The organism is Cellulosimicrobium sp. NPDC057127, assembly GCF_042670945.1.
Taxonomy (GTDB): domain Bacteria; phylum Actinomycetota; class Actinomycetes; order Actinomycetales; family Cellulomonadaceae; genus Cellulosimicrobium.
The window spans coordinates 2,488-27,219 of record NZ_JBHUUP010000001.1 but is presented as its reverse complement, the minus strand read 5'-3'; the positions used below and the strand labels follow the sequence as shown (position 1 = coordinate 27,219).

Below are 24,732 nucleotides of genomic sequence, written 5' to 3'. Positions count from 1 at the left end.
AAGAGTCTATGCCCGCGGCGCACCATGGGCGTACGGTCGAGACATGACCGAGCAGCCGCACGCCGCCCACCCCGCCACGGAGCACCCGCACGACCCCGTGCACGGCCACGACGGGGGCCACGACCACGGACACGCGCACGGACACCCGGACGACCCGGAGGCCGCGTGGGTCGAGCTGCTCGACCTGGACGCCGTCGTCTTCGCGGACCTGCTCGCCGACGTCGTCGCCCGGGTCGCGGCCGCCGCGCCCGCCGACGTGCGCACCGTGCTCGACCTCGGCGCCGGGACGGGGACCGGCACGGTCGCCCTCGCGCGGGCGTTCCCCGCGGCGGAGGTCGTCGCGGTCGACTCCTCCCCCGCGATGCTCGATCGTGCCCGGCGCGCGGCGGAGGCCGCCGGCGTCGGCGAGCGGATGCGATCCGTCCACGCCGACCTCGACGCCGCGTGGCCGGCCACCGGCGTCGCCGACGTCGTGTGGGCGTCGGCGTCGCTGCACCACGTGGCCGACCCGGCCCGCGTGCTGCGCGACACCCACGACGCGCTGGCCCCCGGCGGGCTCGTGGCCGTCGTCGAGATCACCGGCTCCACGCCCGTCCTGCCGCCCGGCACCGGCCGCCCCGGGCTCGACGAGCGCCTGACGTCCGCGACCGTCCACGCGGGCTGGAACCGCTACCCCGACTGGACGCCGTACCTCGAGGAGGCGGGGTTCGAGACCGTCGAGCGCACCGAGCACCACGCCACCGCAGCCCCGGGCCCGACGACCGCGCGCTGGGCCCGCGCCACGCTCGAGCGGCTGCACGAGCACCTCGCGCCGCACCTCGACCCCGCGGACCACTCCGCCGTCGCCGCGCTGCTCGACGACCCCGCCTTCCCGACGGGCGTGTCCGCGCGGGCCGGACGCGTCCTGTGGACGGCGCGCCGTCCGACCACCTCCTGAGCCCCGCCCGGCCCGGCTCCCGGAACCACCAGGTTGCCGGACGCCAGGGGCTCCCGGACTCCCCGACTCCCGATCCCGCACCGTCACCCCACACCCCGAGGAGCGCCATGACCTCCACCACCACGACCGACGGCACGACCGCCGCCGGCACCTACGACGTCGCCGTCGTCGGCGGCGGGCCGGCGGGCCTGTCCGCGGCGGTGACGCTCGCCCGCTCGCTGCGCTCCGTCGTCGTCATCGACGCCGGAGAGCCGCGCAACGCGCCCGCCGAGGGCGCGCACAACCTCCTCGGTCGCGAGGGCGCCGCGCCCCACGAGCTCCTCGCGGCCGGGCGGCGCGAGGCGACGGGCTACGGCACCGAGATCCGCCCGGGCCGGGCCGTCGCGGCCCGACGCGTCGAGGACGGCTTCGAGATCGACGTCGTCCCGGCCCCCGCCGACGAGCCGCGCGGCACGGGCACGGACCCGACGACCGTCCGCGCGCGGCGGCTGCTGCTCGCGAGCGGGTTGGTGGACGAGCTCCCCGACGTGCCCGGCGTGCGCGAGCTGTGGGGCCGCGACGTGCTGCACTGCCCGTACTGCCACGGCTACGAGGTGCGTGGCCGCCGGATCGGCGTGCTCGCCACCGGCGCGAACGCCATCCACCAGGTGCAGCTGCTGCGTCAGCTCAGCGACGACGTCACGCTCTTCCTCCACACCGCTCCCGAGCCCGACGACGGGGCGTGGGAGCGGCTCGCGGCGCTCGGCGTGCGCGTGGTCGAGGGTCGCGTCGCGCGCCTCGCGATCACCGAGAGCACCGAGAGCACCGAGACCGGCGACGGGGACAGCGCCGCGAACGACAATGCCTACGGCAACGGCAACGGCAACGGCAACGGCAGGCTGGCCGGCGTCGTCCTCGAGGACGGCACGACGATCGACGTCGACGCGGTCGCCGTCGCGCCGTACCTCGTCGCGCGCGGCGAGCTGTACGAGCAGCTCGGGGGCACGCTCGACGACCACGCCGTGGGCGGGCGCTACGTGCCGTCCGACGCGCGCGGCGCGACCCCGCTGCCCGGCGTGTGGGCGGCCGGGAACTCCAGCGACCTCGCGGCGATGGTCGGCGCGTCGGCCGCCGCGGGCGTCATGGCCGGTGCGCAGATCAACGCCGAGCTCGTCGAGGAGGACGTCGCGCAGGCGGTCGCCCGGCGCCGGTCCCCGTACGCCGCCCGCCGCACCGCCTGACGCGCCGAACCCGGGGTTGCGCGTCACGGAGCACCGCCGAACCCCGGGTTGCGCGGCACCGGAGACGTCTCGTGACGCGTGACCCGGGGTTCGGCACACGACATCGCCCGTGACCCGGGGTTCGGCACCGACGTGACGCACGAGACGCCGCGGCCGGCGCCTCTCGCCCTGCGGCGGGACGCACCACGGAGCACGATGGACGGCGAACCGTCCCCGCTCGTGGAGGTACGTCATGCCGTTCGGAATCGGCCGCTCCCCGCAGGACAAGCGCGACCGCACGGTCGCGGACCTGCTCGTCGCGCAGCTCATCGAGGCGGGGGTGCGGCGGATCTACGGCATCGTCGGTGACAGCCTCAACCCCGTGGTCGACGCGGTGCACCGCTCGAACGTCGGGGAGAACGCCGGCAAGGGCATCGAGTGGGTGCACGTGCGCCACGAGGAGGCGGCCGCGTTCGCCGCAGCCGGCGAGGCCGAGGTCACCGGCAGCCTCGCGGTGTGCGCGGGCTCGTGCGGCCCGGGCAACCTGCACCTCATCAACGGCCTGTACGACGCGAACCGCTCGCGCGTGCCGGTCCTCGCCATCGCGAGCCACATCCCGAGCAAGCAGATCGGCACGGGCTTCTTCCAGGAGACGCACCCGGACCGGCTGTTCAACGAGTGCTCGGTGTACTCGGAGATGATCTCGTCCGCCGAGCAGGCGCCGCGCGTCATCAACTCGGCGATCCACCACGCGTTCGGCGGCCCCGGCGTCTCGGTGCTCACCCTGCCGGGCGACGTCGCCGACCTCGAGGCGCCCGCGGCGGTGCCCGACGTCGCCACGCGCCCCGCCCGCCCGCGCGTCGTCCCCGACGCGCAGTCCGTGCAGGAGCTCGCCGAGGCGATCGACGCCGCGAAGAAGGTCACGATCTTCGCCGGCGCGGGCGTGCGCGGCGCGCGCGACGACGTGCTCGCCCTGGCGGACAAGATCGCCGCGCCCGTCGGCCACTCGCTGCGCGGCAAGGAGTTCATCCAGTACGACAACCCGTTCGACGTCGGGATGTCGGGGCTGCTGGGCTACGGCGCGGCGTTCGACGCCATGCACGACTGCGACCTGCTGGTGCTGCTCGGCACCGACTTCCCGTACGACCAGTTCCTGCCGGCCGAGGTGCGCACCGCGCAGGTCGACGTCGAGCCGACGCGCCTCGGGCGACGCACGCGCCTGGACCTCGCGGTCGTCGGCGACGTCGGCGAGACGGTGCGCATGCTGCTGCCGCTCGTGAGGAAGGCGCGGTCGCGCAAGTTCCTCGACCAGATGCGGGCCAAGCACGAGAAGGCGATGGGCGGCGTCGTCGGGGCGTACACGAAGAAGGTGGAGCGCACGACGCCCATCCACCCGGAGTACGTGGCCGACGTCCTCGACCAGGTCGCCGACGACGACGCCGTCTTCACCGTCGACACCGGCATGTGCAACGTGTGGGCCGCGCGCTACATCACGCCGAGCCCGGGGCGCCGCATCGTCGGGTCGTTCCTGCACGGGTCGATGGCCAACGCCCTGCCGCACGCCATCGGTGCCGCCGCGTCGGCGCGCGACGCGGGGCGGGACCGCCAGGTCGTCGCGATGGCCGGCGACGGCGGGCTGTCGATGCTGCTCGGCGAGCTCGTCACGCTCCGGCAGTACGACCTGCCGGTCAAGGTCGTGCTGTTCGACAACGCGAGCCTCGGCATGGTGCGGCTCGAGATGCTCGTCGACGGGCTGCCGATGTTCGGCACCGAGTCGCCGCAGGTCGACTACGCCGCCGTCGCCGAGGCCATCGGCATCCCGGCGGTACGCGTCGAGAAGCCGAAGGACGTGCGGCGTGCGCTCGAGGACGCCCTGCGCCGCCCGGGCCCGGCGCTCGTCGACGTCGTCACGGACCCGCGCGCGCTGTCCATCCCGCCGAACATCACGGCCGGTCAGGTGCGCGGGTTCGCGGTCGCGATGAGCAAGGAGGTGCTCGGCGGGGGCACGGGCGAGGTCGTGTCGATGGCGCGCGCCAACCTGCGCAACGTCCCCCGCCCGTGAGCGACGACCCCACGCTCGCCGACGTCCGGCAGACCGCCCGCGACGTCTTCGGGTACGACCGGCTGCGGCCGGGTCAGGCCGAGGCGATCGCCGCGCTGCTCGACGGCCACGACGTGCTCCTCGTGCTGCCGACGGGCGCGGGCAAGTCCGCGGTCTACCAGCTCCCCGGGCTGGAGCTGCCGGGCCCGACGCTCGTCGTCTCACCCCTCATCGCGCTCCAGCAGGACCAGGTGCGCGCGCTCGACGAGCTCGGCGACCGTGACGCCGCCGCGGGGGCGGTGAGCTCGGCCGTCCCCGTGGCCGAGCGCCGGCGGGCGCTCGAGGCGGCGGCCGCGGGCGAGCTGGAGTTCCTGTTCCTCTCGCCCGAGCAGCTCGCGAACGACGAGGTCCTCGACGCCGTGCGCGCCGCGCGGCCGAGCCTCGTGGCCGTCGACGAGGCGCACTGCGTGTCGGTGTGGGGGCACGACTTCCGGCCCGAGTACCTGCGGCTCGGCGAGCGCATCGACACGCTCGACCCGCGCCCGCGCGTCCTCGCGCTCACCGCGACCGCCGCCCCGCCCGTCCGCGAGGACGTCGCGGCGCGCCTGCACCTGCGCGACGCCGCGGTGATCGTGCGCGGGTTCGCCCGTCCGGGCATCGCGCTCGAGGTCGTGCGCGCGGTCGAGGACGCGGACAAGCGGCGCGCCGTCGTCGAGCGCGTGCGGCAGGAGGCGGAGCAGGGCGTCGGGATCGTCTACGTCGCGACGCGACGGCACACGACCGAGCTCGCGGACGCGCTGACCGACCCGGGGACCGGTACGCCGCTGCGCGTCGCCGTGTACCACGGCGGCATGCGCCGTGCCGAGCGCGAGGAGGCCCAGCGCCGGTTCACCGAGGACGAGGTCGACGTCGTCGTGGCGACCTCGGCGTTCGGCATGGGGATCGACAAGCCGGACGTGCGCTTCGTCGTCCACGCCGACGTCCCGGGTTCGCCCGACGGCTACTACCAGGAGGTCGGCCGCGCCGGGCGGGACGGCGAGCCCGCGGTCGCCGTCCTGTACTACCGGCCGGAGGACCTCGGGCTGCAGCGCTACTTCCGCGTCGCCGTCCCGGACCGGGACGACGTGCTGGAGGTGGCGCGGGCGCTGCGCCGTGCGGAGCGCGCCGACGACGAGGACGGCGGTGCCGCGCCGTCGACGGACGACGACGCGCGGAGCGCGCGACTGCCCCGGCGCCTCGCTCGCCTGCGTGCGCTCGTCACGGACGCGCGGGCGCTGCTGGGACCCGACGCCCGCCCCGCCGCCGTCGCCGACGCGGCCGTCGGGCTCGCCGAGGAACGTCGCCGGATGGAGGACTCGCGCCTGGAGATGATGCGCGGGTACGCGGAGACGACGCAGTGCCGACGCCAGTTCCTCCTCGCGTACCTCGGCGAGGAGCTGGCCGAGCCGTGCGGGCGCTGCGACACCTGCTGGGCGGGCACCGCCGCCGAGCAGGCCCTCGACGACGCGGACGCCCCCTTCGCCGTCGGCGCCACCGTGCGGCACGACGAGTTCGGCGAGGGCACGGTCATGGGGTACGAGGGCGGCGGCGAGGGGGCGCACGCGCGCGTCACCGTGCTGTTCGCCTCGCACGGGTACCGGACGCTGAGCCTCGACGCCGTGGCGCAGCACGACCTCCTCGACCCCGCATGACGCAGGGACCCGCCGGCGTGACGCTCGTCGTCCCGGTGCTCGACGACGCCGCCCACCTCGACCGGCTGCTGCGCTCGGTCGCCGCGCAGACCCGCGCCCCGGACGCCGTCGTCGTCGTCGACAACGGGTCGCGGGACGGCGGCGTCGCCGTCGCGCAGTCGCACGGGGCGACGGTGCTGCACGAGCCGCGGCGCGGCATCTGGCCCGCGGCGGCGCGCGGGTACGACGCCGCTCGGACGGAGGTCGTCGCCCGCTGCGACGCCGACACCGTGCTGCCGCCGACCTGGGTCGCGCACGTCGCGGCACGGTTCGGCGCGGAGCCGGACCTTGCCGCGCTCACGGGCCCGGCCGACTTCGCGGACGTGCGGCCCGTGCTCGGCCGCGTCGGCGGCTCGGTCTACCTCGGCGCGTACTTCCTCCTCGTGGGAGCGATGGTGCGCGGGACCGCGCTGTTCGGCTCCAACCTGGCGGTGCGGCGCGGCGTCTGGCACGCCGTCCGGGACGCCGTGCACGACGACGTGCCGATGATCCACGACGACATGGACCTCAGCTACCACGTGCGCGGGCGCGGCCGGGTCGAGCGGGACCCGGCGCTGCGCGTCGCCGTCTCGGGCCGTCCGCTCGTCAGTCTCCGGGGCGTCGCGGCCCGCGGGGTGTGGGGCGCACGGACCTCGATGCTGCACGCCCCGGGGCTCGGGCCGCGCCTCGAGCACCGGTGGTCCGGGCAGGCCACGCCACCGCCCTCGGTCCGTGGCCTGCCCGGCAACCACCGATGGTGACTGCTCCCCATCCGCTTTTCCCACAGGGCTCCCACGTGCGCGTCGCGTCACGGTAGGGTGAGCGCGCCTTCACGACAACTCCACACGCCGCCCAAGGGAACCCACATGCTCGTCTTCGTCGTCATCGGCCTGGCCGGCCTCGCCCTCCTGCTGCTGTCGCTCCTCGTGGGAGAGATCATCGACGTCGCGGACGGGGCGCTGTCCGGGACCTCGCTCGGCGTCGGGGGCGTCGTCTTCGGCGCGGTGGGAGCCATCGTCACCGTGAACGACCTGCCCACCTGGGTCGCGTACGCCGGCTCGCTCGGCGTGGCCGTCGTCGTCGTGCTCCTCGTCCAGGCGCTCGTGCGCCGCCTGCGCGACTCCGAGGACGGCGGCGCCGCGTCGCTCGTCGGCGTGCAGGGTACCGCCACCACCGACATCGACCCGAGCGCCGGCGAGGTGTCCCTCGACGCCGCGCACGAGCTCGAGCGCCGCCTGGCCTGGTCCGAGGAGCCCATCCCCGCGGGGGCGCGCGTCGTCGTGCTCGAGCAGTCCGGCAGCCGCGTGCGCGTGCGCCGCCACTTCGCCGGCGACTGAGCCCACCACCTCCCTACCCACCCCTTCCGGAAGGAGACGCGCCCCGGCGCGCACCATGTTCACGGACTCGAACGACCTCGTCACGACCCTGGCGGTCGTCGCCCTCGTCATCGCGCTGTTCGCGGTGATCGTCTTCATCAGCAAGCGCATCCGGCGCGTCCCCCCGAACGAGGCCCTCGTCATCGTCGGTCGGGGCGCCGGGCGCAAGGAGGCCGCGGGCAGCGGCCAGAAGGTCGTCGTCGGCGGCCGCACGTTCGTCTGGCCGATCCTCCAGCAGGGCTTCTCGATCTCGCTCGAGCAGCGCCAGATCGGGATCACCGTCGAGGGCGTGGACAAGAACCGCATCAAGATCGCGATCAAGGCGTCGATCAACTTCAAGGTGCGGGGCGACGAGGAGGGCGTGCGCCGGGCAGCGCAGCGCTTCCTGTCCCAGCAGGGGACGCTGACCGAGATCATCAAGGAGTCGCTCGAGGGCTCGCTGCGCTCCATCGTCGGCGACATGACGATCGAGCAGATCATCTCCGACCGCAAGGGCCTGTCCGACCGCGTCGTCGAGTCGACGAAGGCCGACCTGTCCGAGCAGGGTCTCCAGGTCGACCTGCTCAACATCTCCGACATCTCGACGCCGGGCTCGGACTACCTGGCGAACCTCGGCCGCGCGGAGTCCGCGCGCGCCCGCCAGGTCGCCGAGGTCTCCGAGGCCGAGGCGAAGCGGGCGTCCGAGTTCGCGGTCATCGACGCCGCCGAGCAGATCGCCGAGCGGCAGAAGGCCCTCGACCTCAAGCGCGCCGTGATCAAGGCGGACACCGACCGGGCGAACGCCGAGGCGGAGGCCGCCGGCCAGCTCGCCCGTGCCGAGCAGGACCGTCTGGTCGCCCAGCAGGAGCGCGAGGCGCTCGCCGAGCAGGCCCGCGTGACGCAGGAACGCCTCGACATCGAGGTCCGCAAGCCGGCCGAGGCCAAGGCGTACGCGGAGGTCCAGGAGGCCAACGCGCGCCGTGACGCCGCGAACGCCGCCACCGAGGCGGACGCCTACAAGCGCACCGTCATCGCCGAGGCGAACAAGACCGCGGCGATCCAGGACGCCGAGGCCTCCGCCGCGGCCGTGCGCCGTGCCGGCGAGGCCGAGCGCGACCGCCAGGTCGCGCTCGCGGCGGGCATCAAGGCCGAGGGCGAGGCCCGCGCGGCCGCGACCGAGGCCGAGGGGCGCGCGGAGGCCGTCGCCACCGACGCCAAGGCGGAGGCGCTGAAGAAGTACGGCGAAGCGGCGCTCGTGCAGGAGCTCATCGAGCGCCTGCCCGAGATCGTGCGCGCGGCCGCCGAGCCGATCGGCAAGATCCAGGGCATGACCGTGGTGTCCACCGACGGGGCGTCCGCGCTCACGAAGAACGTGGCCTCCGTGCTCGGCGAGGGTCAGGGCGTCGTCAAGCAGCTCACGGGCGTCGACATCAACGCGCTCATCTCCGGGCTCGCGGGCGGGACGCTGACGGGCGCGGACGGCAAGGCGGCGGCAGGGAGCAACGGCACGGGCCACTGACCCGCGTCCTCCGCACGACGGCGGGCCGTCCGGGACCTCCCGGGCGGCCCGTCGCCGTCCCGGCGGCTCGTGCCGCTTCACCGCTCGGCGGTGCACACCCCCGTCACGGTGAACGGCACCGGCTCCATCCGGCCCTCGGCCGGCGCCCCCGTGCCCGCGATGTCGACGTTCCCCTCGCCGTCGACCGAGAACTCGGTCGTCGTCCCCTCGAACGTCGTGCCGCCGGTGACGGTGACCTGGCCCGCGCCGTCGGTCACCGTGACCCCGACCTCGTCCTCACCCTCCGTGAACGTGGCCTGGAGGTCCGTCCCGGTGGTGCTGGCGCAGTTGTCCGACGGTCCGGTGATCTCGATGCTGCCGTCCTCGGTGCGGAACGTCAGCTCTCCCGGGCCCTCGGCCGGGGCGTCGTCCGTCGCGCCGGCATCCTCCCCGGCGGACGTCTGCCCGCCTGCGGGCGCCGACGGCTCGGGGAGCGTGGCGGTGCCGCCGGAGCCGTCGTCACCGCACCCTGCGAGCGCGACGGTCAGCAGCAGCGCCGCGGCGGCGCCGAGAGGTCGGGTACGGGTCACGGGTGCCACCTTCACTGGTCGCGGTACGCGGTCGACGGCGGGTCGCCGTCCCAGCACGGTACGAAGACCCGTCCCCGCACGCAGCCCGGGCGCCCGGTCACGTCCAGCCCAGCCGCCCCATCGCGTTCAGCGCGAGCAGCACACCCAGCACGCCGAGGACCCACCCGGTCATCTCCGCCGCGTTCTTCGTCAGCCACGCGTCGAGCCGCCGCAGCAGGGGGTCGACGGCGCGAGCAGCGACGAGGCGGCCGAGCAGCAGCAGGAGCGCAGGGGCGACCATGACCACGCAGTACGCCGCGAGCACGCCCGCGGAGGCCGGCCACGCGACGTCGGACGTCGTGATGATCCCGATCGCCGCGAGGTACGGCAGCATCGTGGCGACCTCGATCGACGCCGCGCCCAGGGCGAGCCCGACGAGCGGCAGCACGGACGTCCCCCGGGACGTGGTCCCCGTCGCGGCGCTCGCCGTGGGGCCCGCCGCAGCACCGACGCGCCCGTCGGCCGCCGCCTCGATCCCGAGCGCTCGCTCGCGCCACCGCGACAGGCGGCCGCCGCCGCCGGACTCCGCCCGCCGCCGCGCCGCCCGCTTGCCGTCGAAGCGGAAGCTCAGCGCGAACAGCCCGATGCCGAGGAGCAGCTGCACGATCGTGGCGGCGCGCGTGTCGAGCGCCGCACCGAACCGCTCGAGGAACGCGCCGGCGCCGAGCATCACGACGACGCCGACCACGAGGTAGAACCCCGCCACCGTCGCCAGGTAGGCGAGCACGCGGCCCCCGCGGAGGCGTCCGGGGGCGAGGAGCAGCCACACGGGCACGAGGAGCGTGCCGAAGCTCGTGGAGTCGATGAGGGCCAGCACGACGAGGACGCCGGCCGTCGCGGCGAGACCGAGCCCGGCGTCGCCCAGGCCGTCGAGAGGGAGGGGGAGTTCCATGTCGACGACCCTCGCGCGCAGGGCCCCGCCACGTCGTCGGGCGGACGGAGGATCTCGGAGGCGCCGGGCGGACGCCCGTCCGCCGCGCCGTACACCCTTCGACGGATCCCCCGGGGCACGTCGCTGTGCTGGGATGGGGGCGTGAGCGAGAGGTCGACGCGCCCCGTCGTCGGCGCGCTGCGTGACGTGTGGCGCATCGAGGACCGCCGCAACGACGTCGTGACCGCGGTGCTGACGTTCGCGCTCGGCTGGGTGCTCATCGAGGTCGGGCTCGTCGACCTGGTCCAGGTCGACGGCGGACCACCGGCGGGGCCGCCCGAGCCGTGGTGGCGTCTCGCGCTGCTCGCGGCGGGCTGCGCCCTCATCCTCGTCAAGCGCCGCCACCCGGTGCTCGCGCTCGCCGGCGGCCTCGTCGTGGTGCTCGTCGACCTCGCGTGGGGCGGGAGCGTCGCGCTCATGCTCGTGCTGTGGGACCTGCTGTACGCGGCGGCGCTGTGGGCGCGCCCGCGCCCCCGCGCGTGGCTGTGGGGCGCGGCGGTCACGGTGACGGTCGCCGGTGCGGTCGCCGCCGGGGAGGCGAGCCGGGACGTGCGCGAGTTCGTCTTCATGGGGATGCAGCTCGGCGCCGTCCTGCTCCTCCCGCTGTGGTGGGCGACGAACGTGCGGCAGAAGAGCGAGCTCGCCGACCTCGAGCGCGAGCGGGCCGACCTCGCCGCACGCGACGCCGCGAGCGCCGCCCGGGCCGCCGAGCTGGAGCGGCAGCGCGCGGGCGACCTCGAACGCCTCGCCGAGCTCGACCGGCACGAGGCCGTGCGTGCCGAGCGTGCCGCGATGGCCCGGGACCTGCACGACGTCATCGCCTCGCACCTGTCGGCGATCGCCATCCACTCGGGCGCGGCCCTCCAGGTGCCGCCGGACGCGGCGCGGGACCGCGCCGCGCTGGAGCAGGTGCGCGCGAGCGCGGTGGCGTCGCTCGAGGAGATGCGGTCGATGATCCTGCTCCTGCGTGGCGGGTCGGCGCGGGACGACGCCGCCGGTGCGCCGGTCGCCTCTCCCGGGCGGCTCGCCGATCTCGACGCCCTCGTGGACGCGGCGCGGTCCGCGGGTAGCCCCGTGACGGTCGTCGACCCGGACGACGTCGGCCACGGCTCTCTCCCCGCGGCCACCGACCAGGCGCTGCACCGGATCGCCCAGGAGGCGCTGACGAACGCTCTCAAGCACGCACCGGGCGCACCGGTGGTCGTGCGCCTCGACCGCTCGGGCGCGCACGTCGAGCTCACCGTGCACGACGACGGCGCCCCCGCGCCCTCCCCGCTCGCCGAGCCGGCGCTCAGCGCGGGCACCGGCCTGCTGACGATGCGCGAGCGCGCCGAGGGGCTCGGCGGCACGCTCGCGGCAGGGCCGGCCCCGGACGGCGGGTGGACGGTGCGCGCGCGGGTCCCGGCCGCGCCGGGCGCAGCCGTCGACGGCGCAGCGGTCCAGGACCCGGCCCGCGCGCCCGGGACCGGCGGCACCTCGTGACCGGGCGGACCGGGCGGACCGTCCGCGTGCTGCTGGCGGACGACCACGCGGCGATCCGCGCCGGGCTGCGCCTGCTGCTCGACGCGGCGGAGGACGTCGACGTCGTGGGCGAGGCGGCGGACGGCACCGTGGCCGTCGCGAACGCGCGGGCGCTGCGGCCCGACGTCGTGCTCATGGACCTGCGGATGCCGGGCGTGGACGGCATCGAGGCGACGCGGACCATCACCGCGGAGGGGCTCGCGGACGTGCTCGTGCTCACGACGTTCGACCTCGACGAGTACGTCGACGGCGCGCTGCGCGCGGGAGCGGCCGGGTTCCTCCTCAAGTCGGCCGAGCCCGCCGCGCTGCTGGAGGCCGTGCGTCGCGTCGCCGACGGCGACGGCGTCCTCGCCCCCGAGGTCACGCGCCGCCTGCTGGCGGCGTTCGCGTCGGGCGGAGTCGCGCCGGGGACGGACGACGGCGCGCGTCCTGGCGAGCCGACGGAGGACGACCCGCGGCTGGCCGACCTCACGCCCCGCGAGGTCGACGTGCTGGCAGCGCTGGGCCGCGGGCTGTCCAACCAGGGCATCGCGGCCGAGCTGTTCATCACCGAGGCGACGGCGAAGACGCACGTGTCGCGCGTGCTCGCGAAGCTGGGCGTGGCGACCCGCATGCAGGCGGCGATCGTCGCGCGGGACGCGGGCCTGGCCTGAGCGGCGGCCCGGGCGTCGGCGTCGGCGTCGGGGGGTGAGGCGACCGCGTTCGTGGTGGAGTGTCGTCCGTGACCCCGAGCGAACCCGACCCGTGGTCCGTGCGCGAGGCGGACCTCGACCTCGAGCCGGGCGCCGTCGCGTCCGTTCTGAGCCTGGCGAACGGCTTCGTCGGTGTGCGCGGCGTGCTCGACGAGGTAGGCCCCGGCGAGGAGCCCGCCACGCTCGTCGCGCCCGTGTTCGAGGAGTACGACCAGACCTACGCCGAGGGCGGGTACGCCTACCCCGAGGTCGAGGAGCGTCTCGTGCCGGTCGTCGACGCGTGGCGCCTCGGCTGGTCGGTCGACGGCGAGCCCGTCGACGTGCGGGCCGGGACGGTGCACGAGCACCGGCGCGAGCTCGACCTGCGCCACGGCGTGCTGGACCGGGAGCTGCGCTGGACGGCGCCCTCGGGCGCGACCGTGACGCTGACCAGCCGGCGACTCGTGTCGCTCGTACGCCGCGAGATCGTCGCCACGTGGTGGCAGGTGCAGGCAGAGGACGACGTCACGGTGACGGTCCTGCCCGCGCCGGACTGCCCGCACGGCGGCGCGGGCGGCGACGACCGGCCGGGGCACGACGGGCCGGGGCACGACGGCCCTGCCGGCGACGGGCCCAGGCTGGTCACGGTCACGTGCCGCCACGACGCGCAGGGGTCGTCGGTGGACCAGCGGGCCGTCCGGTCGGGGCGCGCCCTCGCGGTCGAGACGGCGCACCTCGTGGAGTGCTCCGACGGTGTGACCGCGACGTGGGACGACGCGCCGCGCGCCGCCTCGCTCACCGCGCGGCTGCGCGCCGGCGACCGGCTGCGCGTGCTCGTGCTCGCGGCGCACGCCGCGGGCACCGAGACGGGCGCGCTCGCGGCCCGGGCGCACGACGCGCTCACCGCAGCCGGCCGCGCCGGGTGGGACGAGCTCCAGCACGAGCAGCGACGCTTCCTGGCCGAGGTGTGGGAGCGCGGCGACGTCGTCGTCGAGGGCGACGACGAGATGCAGCAGGCCGTGCGCCACGCCCTGTTCTCCGTGGTGCAGGCCTCGGCCCAGGTGCGCGACGTGGGTGTCCGGGCGAAGGGGATGACGGGGACCGGGTACGCCGGTCACGCCTTCTGGGACTCCGAGTGCTTCGTGCTCCCCGTGCTGGACCACGTCCTGCCCGCGGCCGCCGCCGACCACCTGCGCTGGCGCCACCAGACGCTGCCGCTGGCGCGCGACCGCGCGGCGGAGCTCGGGCTGCCCGGCGCGTCCTTCCCGTGGCGGACGATCAGCGGGCGCGAGTGCTCGGGCTACTGGCCGGCCGGGACGGCGGCGTTCCACGTCAACGCGGCGGTCGCGTGCGCCGCGGCACGGCACGTCGCGGTGACCGGCGACGAGGTGCTCGAGCGCGAGAGCGCGGTCGACCTCGTCGTCGAGACGGCGCGCCTGTGGGCCGGCCGGGGCCACCACACCGCCGCGGGGTTCCGGATCGACGGCGTCACCGGACCGGACGAGTACACCGCCGTCGTCGACAACAACACGTACACGAACCTCATGGCGGCCGCGAACCTGCGCCACGCCGACGCGCTGTGCGAGCGTCACCCCCAGGAGGCGGGCCGACTCGGCGTCACGACGGCCGAGCGCGAGGCGTGGCTGCGCGCGGCGAGCCGGATGATCGTCCCCTACAACGCGGAGCTGCGGGTCACCGAGCAGTCCCAGGACTTCACCCGGCACGCGCCGTGGCACTTCGAGCCCCGCACCACGGCGCGGTTCCCGCTCGACCAGCACGTCCCGTACGTCGAGCTGTACCGCCACCAGGTGGTGAAGCAGGCCGACCTCGTGCTCGCGCTCCACACGGCCTCCGACGCCTTCTCGCCCGAGCAGAAGCTCCGCGACTTCGACTACTACGAGCCGTTGACGGTGCGGGACTCGTCCCTGTCCGCTCCCGCCCAGGCGGTCGTGGCCGCCGAGGTGGGCTACGTGGACCTCGCGTACGACTACGCGCGCGAGTGCGCGCTGCTCGACCTGTGCGACCTGCGCGCCTCGACCGACGGCGGGCTGCACGTCGCGTCGCTCGCGGGCGCGTGGACGGCGCTCGTCGCGGGACTCGGCGGGCTGCGCCACGCGGACGACGGCCTGCTGCACCTGGCGCCCCGGCTCCCGTCCCGGTTGCGGCGCCTCGCGTTCGCCGTCCGGCAGGGCGACGCCCGCATCACGGTCGACGTCCGCGGGCAGACCGTGACGTACCGGCTCACGGCCGGCGACGAGGCGCGGCTGACGCACCACGGCGAGAAGCTGCGCCTCACGGCCGCCTCCCCGCAGGAGCGCCGGCACGTGCCGCCGGGCGAGGTGCGCACGCCCCCCGCGCAGCCGCCCGGACGGGACCCGCTGTTCGCGGCGTCGTAGCGCCCGCCGTCCCGACGCCCGCTCAGGGCTCGGGGTGGAGGGCGTCGTAGCGCCAGAAGCGGCGCTGCCCCCACAGCACGAGCCACAGCACGACGACGCACGCCACGCCGCCCGCGACGGCGGCCCAGGCCTCGCCGACCCACGTCGCCTGCGCCCCGAGCACGAGCTCGCCCAGTCGCGGTCCTCCGGCGACGACGACGATGAACACGCCCTGGAGGCGGCCGCGCATGTCGTCGGGCGTCGCGGTCTGGAGGATCGTCTGCCGGAAGACGGCGCTCACGGCGTCGGCGGCACCGGCCAGGGCCAGCGCGACGCACGCCGCGACGAGGCCACCCGCGAGCACCGTCGCGGGTTCCGCGGCGCCGACGGCGAGGAGCACGAGGCCGAACAGGACGATCGACAGCCCGTACGCCGTGATCGCCCAGACGATGACGCGGCCCTGCCACCGCACCCGCGACAGGCCGCCGGAGAACACGCCCGCGAGCACGGCACCGATCGCGAACGCCGCCGTGAGCACGCCCGTCGTCACCTCGCCGCCGCCGAGCCACAGGACGCCCGCGGCGGGCAGCAGCACGCGCGGCGACGCGAGGACCATCGCGGCGAGGTCGGCGAGGAACGTCGTGCGGACGTTGGGCCGCGTCGCGAGGTAGCGCAGCCCGTCGACGACCGACCGCCAGCCGACCACCCGGCCGCGGCGGCGCCGTCGGGCACCGGACCTGTCAGCACCACGATCCAGCGGGGCGACGCGTGCTCCTGACACGTCGTCGGCCCCGAGCGACGTGTCAGCATCAGGAGCCGCCGGGGCGACCTCCGGTGCTGACAAGGGCGGGATGTCCGGCAGCCGCCACACCGCCCACAGCGCCACGGTGAACAGCACCGCGTCGATCGTGTACGCGACCGGGTAGCCCCACAGCGCGACGAGGAACGCACCGCCCAGAGGCCCGACCGTCAGCGCGACGTTCCACGCGAGCGTCTGCAGCGCGTTCGCGGCGGGCAGCAGCCGCGGCTCGACGAGGCGCGGGATGATCGCCGACCGCGCCGGGTTGTTGATCGCGAACGCCGCGGACTGCAGCGCGACCAGCAGGTAGAGCACCCCGACCGAGTCGAGGCGCAGCCACGCCTGCAGGGCGATGAGGACGGTGATGACCCACAGCGCCGTCGACGCACCGAGCGCGACCTTGCGGCGGTCGTAGGCGTCGACGAGCGCGCCGCCGTAGAGGCCGAGCACCACGAGGGGGACGAGCGCGCACACGCCCAGCACGCCCACGGCGAGCGAGGACCCCGTGAGGCCGTACACCTGCAGGCCCACGGCGACGACGGTGAGCTGGGACCCGAGGTTCGAGACTCCCAGGCCCCACCACAGGCGGCGGAACGGCGGCGAGGTCCGCAACGGCGTCGTGTCGGCGAGGAGACCGTTGACCCGGGACACGATCGCAGAGCCTACGCGATGCCGCCTACCAACGGTCGACGCCCGTCGCAAGCCGGGGAGCCTGCTCTTGACTTCTGCCTGACGCCCGCGAAAAGTAGGCCCTGGCCGCCGCGCGGCGACGTGGCACGCGCGACCGGACGCTCTCAGGACTCACCGGCGAGACGAGGAGACGCAGGCATGGTTTTGTTCAACGGCAAGACGTTCCAGAGGACGACGGCGGGGCTCGTGTCCGTCCCCCTGGCGGCGACCGGGCTGGCGCTCGCGTCCGCCGGGCCGGCGGCATCCGCGCCCACGGCTCCCGCCGTCGCGCCGACAGCCGTGGCGGCCGACGAGGACTACCAGATCCTCGTCGTCGGCGAGACGCTCGGCTTCCGGCACTCCCACATCGACGACACCACGCGGGCGCTCATCGACCTCGGTGAGGAACACGGCTTCACCGTGGACGTGTGGGACCCGCCGAACGACTCGGGCGGCTGGTGGGGCGACGGGTCGCCCGGTCAGCCCGACCTGACGCTCGACAGCACCCCGTTCACGAGCACCGAGGACCTGCAGAAGTACGCCACGATCGTGTTCGCCTCGCCGGTGGACAACACCAACGACCTGAACCCGGACAAGCCGCGCCTCCTCGACGACGACGAGCTCGCGGCGTTCCAGGGGTACATCCGCTCGGGCGGCGGCTTCGTCGGCCTCCACGCCGCGACGGACACGATGCACACCGTGCCCTGGTACAGCGAGCTCACCGGCGGCGGCGCGCGCTTCGTCAGCCACCCGCAGCAGCAGACGGCGACCATGCGGGTCGAGAGCCCGGCGCACCCGTCGACGGAGCACCTGCCCGCCGCCTGGGAGCGGTTCGACGAGTGGTACAACTACACGACCAACCCGCGCGAGGACGTCCACGTCCTCATCACCCTCGACGAGTCGACGTACGACCCGGGGAACAACGCGATGGGCGAGGACCACCCGATCGCGTGGTGCCAGAACTTCGAGGGCGGCCGCTCCTGGTACGAGGGCGCGGGCCACACCGACGCGTCGTGGACCGACCCGCTCTTCCTCGAGCACGTGCTCAAGGGCATCGAGTGGACCGCGGGCCTCGTCGAGGGCGGCGGCGACTGCGTGACGTTCGGCGAGGTCGACGAGATCGTCGCGGGCCTCGACACGACCGCGCTCGGCGACCGCGTGATCACCGGATCCATCACGGCGCTGCTGGACAGCGCCGAGGAGGCGGCCGACGCGGACGACCACGCGACCGCGGTCCAGGTCCTCGGCGGCGCTCGTGCCCTGGTGGACCATCTGTCGGAGGCGGCGGGCGACCGCGCGCTGCTCGGCGACAAGATCGACGACCTGATCGAGTGGCAGTCCGCCCTCCCCGGCGAGGGTGACGACCTCGAGTTCTCCGCGCAGGCCGAGCTGCGTTCGCTCGGTGGCAAGGACTACGTCGCGGTGCGCGTCGACAACCAGGAGGACGTCCCGGTCGACGTCACGATCGCCACGGCGTACGGCTCCCGGACGTTCGAGGACGTCGTGCCCGGGCGCTCGAGCTACCACGCGTTCGCGTCCCGCGTCGCACAGGCCCCTGCCGGAGAGGTCGAGGTGACGGTCTCGGCCGAGCGCGACGGCACCGAGGTGTGGGATCACGCGACGGTCGCGTACCCCGGCTCCGACTGACGCCGGCCCAGGGGCCCGGCTCGCCCCGTCCGACGAGCGAGCCCGGCACGGCGCCGCCGTCGGCGTCCCGGAACCAGTCAGCAGCGCCCGACGCCCCCGGCGTCGGGCGCTGCCGCGTCCTCGCCGGCGGTCACCACGCGTCGGCGTGGCGGTGCACCGGCCCGGGCGGCGGCTCGTACGCGGGGTGCGGCCCCGGCGTCAGGTACGTGCGCGCGAAGAACAGCGACGCCGCGAGGTCCGCACGCCGCTCGGCCGCGGTCCGCGCACGACGGGTCGCGATCTCCACGACGACGTCGCCGGTCCACCCGCGCCGCACCAGCTCGGTGAGCACCTCGGCGCACGGCTGGTCGCCCCGCCCGGGGACGAGGTGCTCGTCCTTGATGGACGACGAGCCGTCGGCGAGGTGCACGTGGCGCAGCCGCCCGTCGAACACGTCGAGGAGCTCGAGCGAGTTCTGCTGCGCGACGGCGGCGTGGGACAGGTCGAGCGTGACGTGGTCGTAGCCGTGCTCGGACGGGTCCCACCCGGGCAGGTAGGCCTGCATCTCGCGCTTGCGACCACGCCAGGGGTACATGTTCTCGACCGCGATCGTCACACCCTCGGTCTCGTCGAGCTCGCGCACCAGCTCCTCGAACTCGCGCGCGTACCTGTACTGCCACCGGAACGGCGGGTGCACGACGACGGTGCTCGCCCCGACCTCCTGCGCCAGCCGGACGCTGCGGCGGAGCTTCGGACCGGGCGCGCGACCCCACACGCGCTGGCTCACCAGCAGCGTGGGCGCGTGGATGCTGCGGATGGGCATCTCGTGCTCGTCGGACAGCTTGCGGAGGGCGGCCGCGTCCTGCGTGACCTCGTCCGACCAGACCATGACCTCCATGCCGTCGTAGCCGAGGTCGGCGGCGGCCTGGAACGCGTAGCCGGCACGGCGCGGGTAGACGCTCGCCGTGGAGAGGGTGACAGGGATGCGCGGCTCTCCCGGGTCCGAGGGAGGACGCGGGGTCGTCGCGTCTGACATGCCCGCCACACTAGACCCGACGTCCGTGCCTCACATCCAGCGCTGACAGCCTGTGGAGGACGTGGGACACTCAGCCCCGCAGCGGCAGTGTGAGGACCGGACCCTCCCCCGGCTCGCCCGCCGGGACGACCCGGACCGGCACGCCCCAGTCCTGCTGCGCGAGGTGGCAGGCGGGGAACACGTCCGGGTCGGGCTCGCCGTCCGGGCCGAGCGGCACGACGTCGCACGACGCCGCCCGCGCGGTCACGTGCAGCACGCCCTCGGCCACGTCCGGGTTGATCACGAGGTCGCGACCGAGGTCCGTCCCCGTGCCCTCCCCGGACAGCAGCAGCCCGGGCGGCGTCGCGCTGACCCGCAGCTCCGTGGAGGGGCCGAACCTGTCGTCGAGCTTCTGCCCCGGGGCGGGCACGAACGGCACGTCGAGCCGCAGCGGCCCTGCCGCGACGTCGGTGACGGGGCGCTGGGTCCGGTGGGCGCCGCCGTCGAGCACCTCGCCCGCGAGGTCGGCGGGCAGCGCGACGCGCGTGATGCGGTGCGCCGCGGACTCGACGACGAGCAGGTGCACCTGCGGCGACCCGTCCGGCGCCTGACCCGCCTCCACGACGACGTCGCTCGGCTCCGCGAGGCCCGTCGCCAGCGTCGTGACCTGGCCCGCGAGCCGCGTACCGGCCACCCCGTCCCCGACGTCCGCGGCGGGCGCCGCGTCGTCGAGCACGACGCGCCGGACCGCGCCGTCGTACGTGTCGGCGACGACGACGCTCCCGTCGGGCAGCACGGCGACGCCGAGCGGGTGCTGGAGCAGCGCCTGGTCCGTCGGCCCGTCGCGGTGCCCGAAGTCGAACAGCCCCTGCCCGACGGCGGTCCGCACCGCGACCTCCCTACCGTTCACCGGCTCGGCGCGCCGCAGCGCGGACGTCTCCGAGTCCGCGACCCAGATCCCGCCGTCGTCGGCGACGGCCAGCCCGGACGGCTGCGCGAACCACGCCGACTCCCCCGGCCCGTCCTCGAGCCCCTCGTTCATCGTCCCGGCGAGCAGCCGGATCGATGACTCCTCCGCGCCTCCCGGCGCGAACGCCCACAACGTGTGGTTCCCGGCCATCGCCACCACGAACGCGTCGAGATCCGGCGACCACGCGACGTCCCACGGCGACGACAGCTTCACGTCGAGCGGCCCGTACGTGACACCCGGGTCGAACGGACCACGGCGCCGCTCACCGGAGAGGGCGGGGTCGGTGGTGGTGGCGGGTCGTGGCGGGTCTGGCGGGAGGTCGCGAGGAACGAGCGACCGGATGGTAGACCCGCCGCCACCAACGTCCCGGGCCGCCCCGACCACAGCGCCGGAGAGCAGGACGTTCTCCGCGCCCCCGACCATGAACTGCTCCCCCGTCCCGGCGACGGTCGTCACGACGCCGTCGGCGAGCCGCACGCCGCGCAGCACGTGGTTGACCGTGTCGGCGACGAGCACGTCGTACCCCACCCACGCTCGCAGCTCCTCCGGGACGAGGCACAGCCCGTTGGGCTCGCTGAACCGTGCGTCGTCGGGTCCACCGTCGACGAGGCCTCGCTCGCCGGTGCCGATGCGCCGGACGAGCGTCTCGGCGTCGGGCGCGAGCTCGGCGAGGGAGTGGTGGCCGGCGTCGGCGACGAGGAGGTTGCCGTCCGGCAGCGTGATGGCCTTCGCGGGGAAGCGGAGCGTGCCGGACGTCGGGGCGGGCGGCACGTACGGGCCGTCGCCGCGGTGCAGCGTCCCCTTGGCGTCGTGCTCGGCGACGAGCTCGCCGACGAGCGCCGCGATGGCGGACGCGTGGCCCTCGCCGGCCATCTGCGCGACGACGTACCCCTCGGGGTCGATGACGACGAGCGTCGGCCAGGCGCGCGCGGTGTACGCGGACCACGTGACGAGCTCGGGGTCGTCGAGCACGGGGTGGTGGACCTCGTAGCGCTCGACGGCGGCGGCGAGCGCGACGGGGTCGGCCTCGTGCTCGAACTTCGGCGAGTGGACACCGACGATGACGAGCTCGTCGCGGTGCGCCTCCTCGAGCTCGCGCAGCTCGTCGAGCACGTGCAGGCAGTTGATGCAGCAGAAGGTCCAGAAGTCCAGGATGACGACCTTGCCGCGCAGGTCGGCGAGCGACAGGTCCCAGCCGCCGGTGTTCAACCAACCCCGCCCGACGAGCTCGGACGCGCGGACACGCGGCAGGCGGGACACGGGCGAGGAGTCGTGGGTCGTCACGACCACATTGTGCCGGGGCGGGCAGGGACGGTCGGATCCGTCAGGACGACGCCGTCACCGCGCCGGTGACGCGCACCTCGACCTCGACGCCGTCCACGGTGGAGGGCACGGGCACGTCCGCGGACGCGACGTTGACGCGCAGGACCCAGTCCTCGGCACGCTCGGCCGTCCGGCCCGGGACGGGGACGCCGGGCTCACCGCTGCGCCCGGTGCCGGCGCGTGCGAGGCCGATGCCGGTTACCCCCCGGCGGCCGGAGATCTCGTGGCGCAGCAACGACTTCGCCTCGCGCGCGTGCTCGAGCGTCGCCACGACGCACCACCTCCCGGGACCGTTGTGCGCTCGCTGCCATTGTGCCCCTCTGCGCCGTCGGGCGGGAGGGCGCGCGCAGGCCGAGGCTCGCCCCGGTCGTGTGCTCAGCCCAGGAGCGTCACACCGAGCCGGTCGAGCACGGTGCCGACGGGGTTGCAGTACGTGAGCCCAGTGCCGTTCGCCCCGCCCGACTCCGAGCCGGCGAACAGCAGCCCGAGGGCGACGCCGTCCTCCCGGTACACGAGCGAGCCGGAGTCGCCCCCGCGCGAGAACGGGCCGGCGCCGGTGGACTCGACCTCGATCTGGTCGTCGAAGCGCAGCGCGCCGAGCTCGTCGCCGTACCCGACGACGACGTCGTCGAGCTCGATCGCCGACACGCGCCCCGCGGTGATGCCCGTCGTGCGCCCGACCTTGCCGACCGCCTCACCGCCCAGGGCCACGGCCGTGGTCGTGACGCGGCCCACCGGGTACGTCGGGTCGACGTCCGGGTCGTCCAGCAGCGCGAGAGCGGCGTCGACCGTCTGCGTGACGCCGGCCTCGAGCGGCACGAGGCCCGCGAGGGTGCCGATGCGGTCGTCCGGAGCGCGTCCGCCGTCGGCCGCCCCCGGCTGCACGACGACGTCGCCTACCTGCGCTGCGGGCGACCCGGCGAGCACGTGCCAGTTGGACAGCGCGAGCACCGAGCCGGACGTCCCGTCCGTCGTGGTCCGCACGAAGGCGCCGAGCGTCCCCGCCGTGACGTCGACGTGCGCGATCGACACCCCGGGACGCAGCGGCCGCACCCGTCCCGTCTCGCCGGCCGCCAGGGCGGTCACGACCGGCGGCCGGACGTCCGGGCCGTCGGGCCGTCCCGAGCGGGCCGCGGCGCGCGGGCGCTCGCCGAGCGCGCGGATCCGGCCGGTCCGCCGCACGTCGACGCCCGTCCCGGCCTCCGCGGCGACCCGGCGCGCGATGCTCCGCGCCGTCGGTACGCCGAGCCGGTACCGCACCGCGATGGCGTACCCGTCCTCGCGCGGGGCCAGCCCGATCGCGAGGGTGGGCGCCCGCACGAGGCGCGCCGCGTCGTCGGGCACACCGCTGGCCTCGATCCCCGGGGCGCCGCTGCGCTCGGCGAGCTCGCGCGCGTAACCGGCGAGCTGGGACTTGATCTCTCGCGCCTCGTCGTGGTCCATGCCGCGAGTCTGGCGGCTGCCGCCCACGGACGCCCGCCCGGGGCCCCGACGCTCAGCCGACCGCGGCCGCCCCGGCGGGCGGCTCGCCGACGTCCGCGACCGGGCGCGGGACGTACGCCTCGCGGGTCACGTCGGCGCGCACGACCCGCGAGAGGCGGAACCAGCGCACGCCCTGCCGCAGCCGGCACCACGCGACGAGGTACCAGCGCCCGTCGGTGTGGGCCAGGATCACCGGCTCGACCCGCCGGTCCGACTCCTGGCCGTGGCGGTCGCGGTACCGGATCGCGAGCACGCGCGAGGACCCGAGCGACTGCTCGACCGCGCGCAGCACGCGCAGGTGGGAGCGCGCGCTGCCGACGACGCCGCCGTGCGCCGTCGCGGCAGGCTCGGTCGCGGCAGGCTCGGTCGGGGCATGCTCGGTCGGGGGCGTACCGCCGCCCTCCGGGGTCTGGCGCACCCACACGCGCGCGGCGAGCGCGTCCGCACGGTCACGGTCGCCGGTCGCGAGGGCGTCCCAGACCTTGCCGCGCGCCGCCAGCGCGTCGACGGCGAACGGGCTGCCGGGCGGGAGGGTGGCGAGGGCCACCGCGACGGCGACGGCCTGGCCGGGCGTGAAGTTCACGGGCGGCAGCGTCGCGCTCGGGTCGAGCACGTAGCCCCCGCCGGGGCCCGCCTGCGCCCAGATCGTCAGGCCTGCCTGCTGGAGCGCGGCGACGTCGCGCTTCACCGTCCGCTCGCTCACCTCGAGCGCGGCCGCCAGGCGCCGCCCGGTCGTCCCCGTCCGGCCGGCGCGGCGCAGCTCCTCCGCGATCGCGTAGAGCCGCTCGGTCCTGTTCACGGCCGTCCCCTCCGGCGCGGCCCCGTCCACCTCGCGCGAGGTGGGTGTCGCGCGGAACTATGGTGACAGACCGGTGTCACCGTCCGCGTGGGACGGTCGTGCCATGACCGAGAGAACGCACCAGAGCAGCAGCGCCGCCCACGGCGACGAGCGCGTCCACGTCGTCCTCGTCCCCGGCTTCTGGCTGGGCGCGTGGGCGTGGGACGACGTCGTCCCCCACCTCGAGGCCGCCGGCCTCGTCGCGCACCCCGTCACGCTCCCCGGCATGTCGCCGCAGAGCACCGCCACGGACCGCGCGTCCGTCTCGCGCGCGGACCAGGTGACCGCCGTCGTCGACCTGGTCGACGGGCTCGACGGGCCGGTCGTGCTCGTCGGCCACAGCGGCGGCGGGCCGGTCGTACAGGAGGTCGTGGACCGCGACCCCGCGAGGATCCGCCGCGTCGTCTACGTCGACACCGGGCCGCTCGTCGACGGTGCCGCGCTGAACCCCGACCTGCCCGCCGACGCGGCCGAGCTGCCGCTGCCGTCGTGGGAGCAGCTGGCCGAGCAGGGCTCGAGCACGGACGGCCTCGACGACACCGCGCTCGCGACCTTCCGCGAGCGCGCGGTGCCGACGCCGGCACCGGTGGCCCGCGAGGCGGTGCGCGTGTCGAACCCCGCCCGGTTCGCCGTCCCCGCGACGGCCATCTGCTCCTCGATCCCCTCGGCCGTGCTGGCCGAGCTCGCGAACCCGGGCCCGCCGCTGCACACCGAGCTGGGCGAGATCGCCGACCTCACCTACCTCGACGTGCCGACCGGGCACTGGCCGATGCTGTCCCGGCCGCGCGAGCTCGCCGACGCGATCGTGGCCTCCGCGCGCCAGGGCTGAACGACGGTCGTTGCGGCGCCGGGTGAAAAAAGGTGTCGAAGTCGCGTCACGGATGACCAGGATCTCCGTCTTGTCCGATAGAGACGGCCGACAGGCCACCCACCGACACGACGAGACGGACCATGCACGACACCCTGCCCTCCGCCCCCGCGCACCACGACGTCCGCTCCGCCCTCATCTGGGCGCTCGAGCACGACCGCGCCGCCCTCCTCGAACACCGCGAGGCGACCCAGCGGTGCGCCTGGGCGGCGGCACGCGGCGCCGCCGACCGCCGGCTCGTGCGCCCGGGGGTGCAGCGCCCCCACCCCCGCGCCG

At 75.5% G+C, this 24,732-nt stretch carries 21 protein-coding genes; 13 read left to right on the top strand and 8 right to left on the bottom strand.

The annotated features are described in order from the left end of the window. Nucleotides 1-43 precede the first annotated feature (43 nt). The 7 genes from ACFTZA_RS00110 (at nucleotide 44) to ACFTZA_RS00080 (ending at nucleotide 8,760) form a co-directional block, all read left to right on the top strand. The gene (locus ACFTZA_RS00110; RefSeq protein WP_378189439.1) at nucleotides 44-937 is read left to right on the top strand and encodes a methyltransferase domain-containing protein; all 894 of its coding nucleotides are present in this window, start codon (nucleotides 44-46) and stop codon (nucleotides 935-937) included. Between the two features lie 107 nt (nucleotides 938-1,044). Next, complete coding sequence (locus ACFTZA_RS00105) at nucleotides 1,045-2,157, top strand: NAD(P)/FAD-dependent oxidoreductase (RefSeq protein WP_378189436.1); 1,113 nt, start codon at nucleotides 1,045-1,047, stop codon at nucleotides 2,155-2,157. A 232-nt stretch (nucleotides 2,158-2,389) separates the two neighbouring features. Next, on the top strand, nucleotides 2,390-4,198 hold the full coding sequence (locus tag ACFTZA_RS00100; protein ID WP_378189434.1) for a pyruvate dehydrogenase: 1,809 nt from the start codon (nucleotides 2,390-2,392) through the stop codon (nucleotides 4,196-4,198). After that, nucleotides 4,195-5,868, top strand: coding sequence for a RecQ family ATP-dependent DNA helicase (locus tag ACFTZA_RS00095; RefSeq protein WP_378189432.1), 1,674 nt, complete (start codon nucleotides 4,195-4,197; stop codon nucleotides 5,866-5,868). The genes ACFTZA_RS00100 and ACFTZA_RS00095 overlap by 4 nt, the downstream gene beginning before the upstream one ends. Next, the gene (locus ACFTZA_RS00090; RefSeq protein WP_378189430.1) at nucleotides 5,865-6,647 is read left to right on the top strand and encodes a glycosyltransferase family 2 protein; all 783 of its coding nucleotides are present in this window, start codon (nucleotides 5,865-5,867) and stop codon (nucleotides 6,645-6,647) included. Before ACFTZA_RS00095 ends, ACFTZA_RS00090 begins: the two co-directional genes overlap by 4 nt. A gap of 105 nt (nucleotides 6,648-6,752) precedes the next feature. After that, entirely contained in the window at nucleotides 6,753-7,223 is a 471-nt protein-coding gene (locus ACFTZA_RS00085) for an NfeD family protein (RefSeq protein WP_378189428.1), read from the top strand. 55 nt (nucleotides 7,224-7,278) lie between these two features. Further along, on the top strand, nucleotides 7,279-8,760 hold the full coding sequence (locus ACFTZA_RS00080; protein ID WP_378189426.1) for a flotillin family protein: 1,482 nt from the start codon (nucleotides 7,279-7,281) through the stop codon (nucleotides 8,758-8,760). A gap of 77 nt (nucleotides 8,761-8,837) precedes the next feature. On the opposite strand, the gene ACFTZA_RS00075 is transcribed toward ACFTZA_RS00080, so the two are convergent. After that, nucleotides 8,838-9,329 (bottom strand): hypothetical protein, encoded by a 492-nt coding sequence (locus ACFTZA_RS00075; protein ID WP_378189424.1) that lies wholly within the window; start codon nucleotides 9,327-9,329, stop codon nucleotides 8,838-8,840. A 97-nt stretch (nucleotides 9,330-9,426) separates the two neighbouring features. Beyond that, a complete protein-coding gene (locus ACFTZA_RS00070; RefSeq protein WP_378189422.1) occupies nucleotides 9,427-10,260 on the bottom strand; it encodes a GAP family protein in 834 nt (277 codons plus the stop codon). Between the two features lie 141 nt (nucleotides 10,261-10,401). Here ACFTZA_RS00070 and ACFTZA_RS00065 point away from each other — a divergent pair, with 141 nt between their 5' ends. The 3 genes from ACFTZA_RS00065 (at nucleotide 10,402) to ACFTZA_RS00055 (ending at nucleotide 14,887) form a co-directional block, all read left to right on the top strand. After that, nucleotides 10,402-11,781: a sensor histidine kinase gene (locus tag ACFTZA_RS00065; RefSeq protein WP_378189420.1), complete on the top strand. Its 1,380-nt coding sequence runs from the start codon at nucleotides 10,402-10,404 to the stop codon at nucleotides 11,779-11,781. Between the two features lie 26 nt (nucleotides 11,782-11,807). Further along, a complete protein-coding gene (locus ACFTZA_RS00060) occupies nucleotides 11,808-12,473 on the top strand; it encodes a response regulator (RefSeq protein ID WP_378189418.1) in 666 nt (221 codons plus the stop codon). A 68-nt stretch (nucleotides 12,474-12,541) separates the two neighbouring features. Further along, a complete protein-coding gene (locus tag ACFTZA_RS00055) occupies nucleotides 12,542-14,887 on the top strand; it encodes a glycoside hydrolase family 65 protein (RefSeq protein WP_378189416.1) in 2,346 nt (781 codons plus the stop codon). 22 nt (nucleotides 14,888-14,909) lie between these two features. Here ACFTZA_RS00055 and ACFTZA_RS00050 read toward each other — a convergent pair whose 3' ends face one another. Further along, nucleotides 14,910-16,316 (bottom strand): MFS transporter, encoded by a 1,407-nt coding sequence (locus ACFTZA_RS00050; protein ID WP_378189414.1) that lies wholly within the window; start codon nucleotides 16,314-16,316, stop codon nucleotides 14,910-14,912. Between the two features lie 177 nt (nucleotides 16,317-16,493). On the opposite strand from ACFTZA_RS00050, the gene ACFTZA_RS00045 reads away from it, so the two are divergent. After that, the gene (locus ACFTZA_RS00045; protein WP_378189412.1) at nucleotides 16,494-17,981 is read left to right on the top strand and encodes a ThuA domain-containing protein; all 1,488 of its coding nucleotides are present in this window, start codon (nucleotides 16,494-16,496) and stop codon (nucleotides 17,979-17,981) included. A 130-nt stretch (nucleotides 17,982-18,111) separates the two neighbouring features. On the opposite strand, the gene ACFTZA_RS00040 is transcribed toward ACFTZA_RS00045, so the two are convergent. From ACFTZA_RS00040 to ACFTZA_RS00020, 5 genes are all read right to left on the bottom strand, one after another. Further along, nucleotides 18,112-18,996, bottom strand: a complete 885-nt coding sequence (locus ACFTZA_RS00040) for a sugar phosphate isomerase/epimerase family protein (RefSeq protein ID WP_378189410.1) — start codon at nucleotides 18,994-18,996, stop codon at nucleotides 18,112-18,114. Nucleotides 18,997-19,066: 70 nt separating this feature from the next. Then, nucleotides 19,067-21,229 carry an NHL domain-containing thioredoxin family protein gene (locus tag ACFTZA_RS00035; protein WP_378189408.1) on the bottom strand — a complete coding sequence of 721 codons (2,163 nt, stop codon included), beginning with the start codon at nucleotides 21,227-21,229 and terminating at the stop codon, nucleotides 19,067-19,069. Between the two features lie 40 nt (nucleotides 21,230-21,269). Further along, nucleotides 21,270-21,539: a hypothetical protein gene (locus tag ACFTZA_RS00030; RefSeq protein WP_378189406.1), complete on the bottom strand. Its 270-nt coding sequence runs from the start codon at nucleotides 21,537-21,539 to the stop codon at nucleotides 21,270-21,272. 104 nt (nucleotides 21,540-21,643) lie between these two features. Next, nucleotides 21,644-22,711 carry a hypothetical protein gene (locus tag ACFTZA_RS00025; protein ID WP_378189404.1) on the bottom strand — a complete coding sequence of 356 codons (1,068 nt, stop codon included), beginning with the start codon at nucleotides 22,709-22,711 and terminating at the stop codon, nucleotides 21,644-21,646. A gap of 52 nt (nucleotides 22,712-22,763) precedes the next feature. Then, a complete protein-coding gene (locus tag ACFTZA_RS00020) occupies nucleotides 22,764-23,549 on the bottom strand; it encodes a helix-turn-helix transcriptional regulator (RefSeq protein WP_378189402.1) in 786 nt (261 codons plus the stop codon). Nucleotides 23,550-23,652: 103 nt separating this feature from the next. On the opposite strand from ACFTZA_RS00020, the gene ACFTZA_RS00015 reads away from it, so the two are divergent. Next, entirely contained in the window at nucleotides 23,653-24,417 is a 765-nt protein-coding gene (locus ACFTZA_RS00015) for an alpha/beta fold hydrolase (RefSeq protein WP_378189400.1), read from the top strand. 122 nt (nucleotides 24,418-24,539) lie between these two features. Beyond that, nucleotides 24,540-24,732 (top strand): hypothetical protein (locus tag ACFTZA_RS00010; RefSeq protein WP_378189398.1); only part of this gene is annotated, 193 nt, incomplete at its 3' end.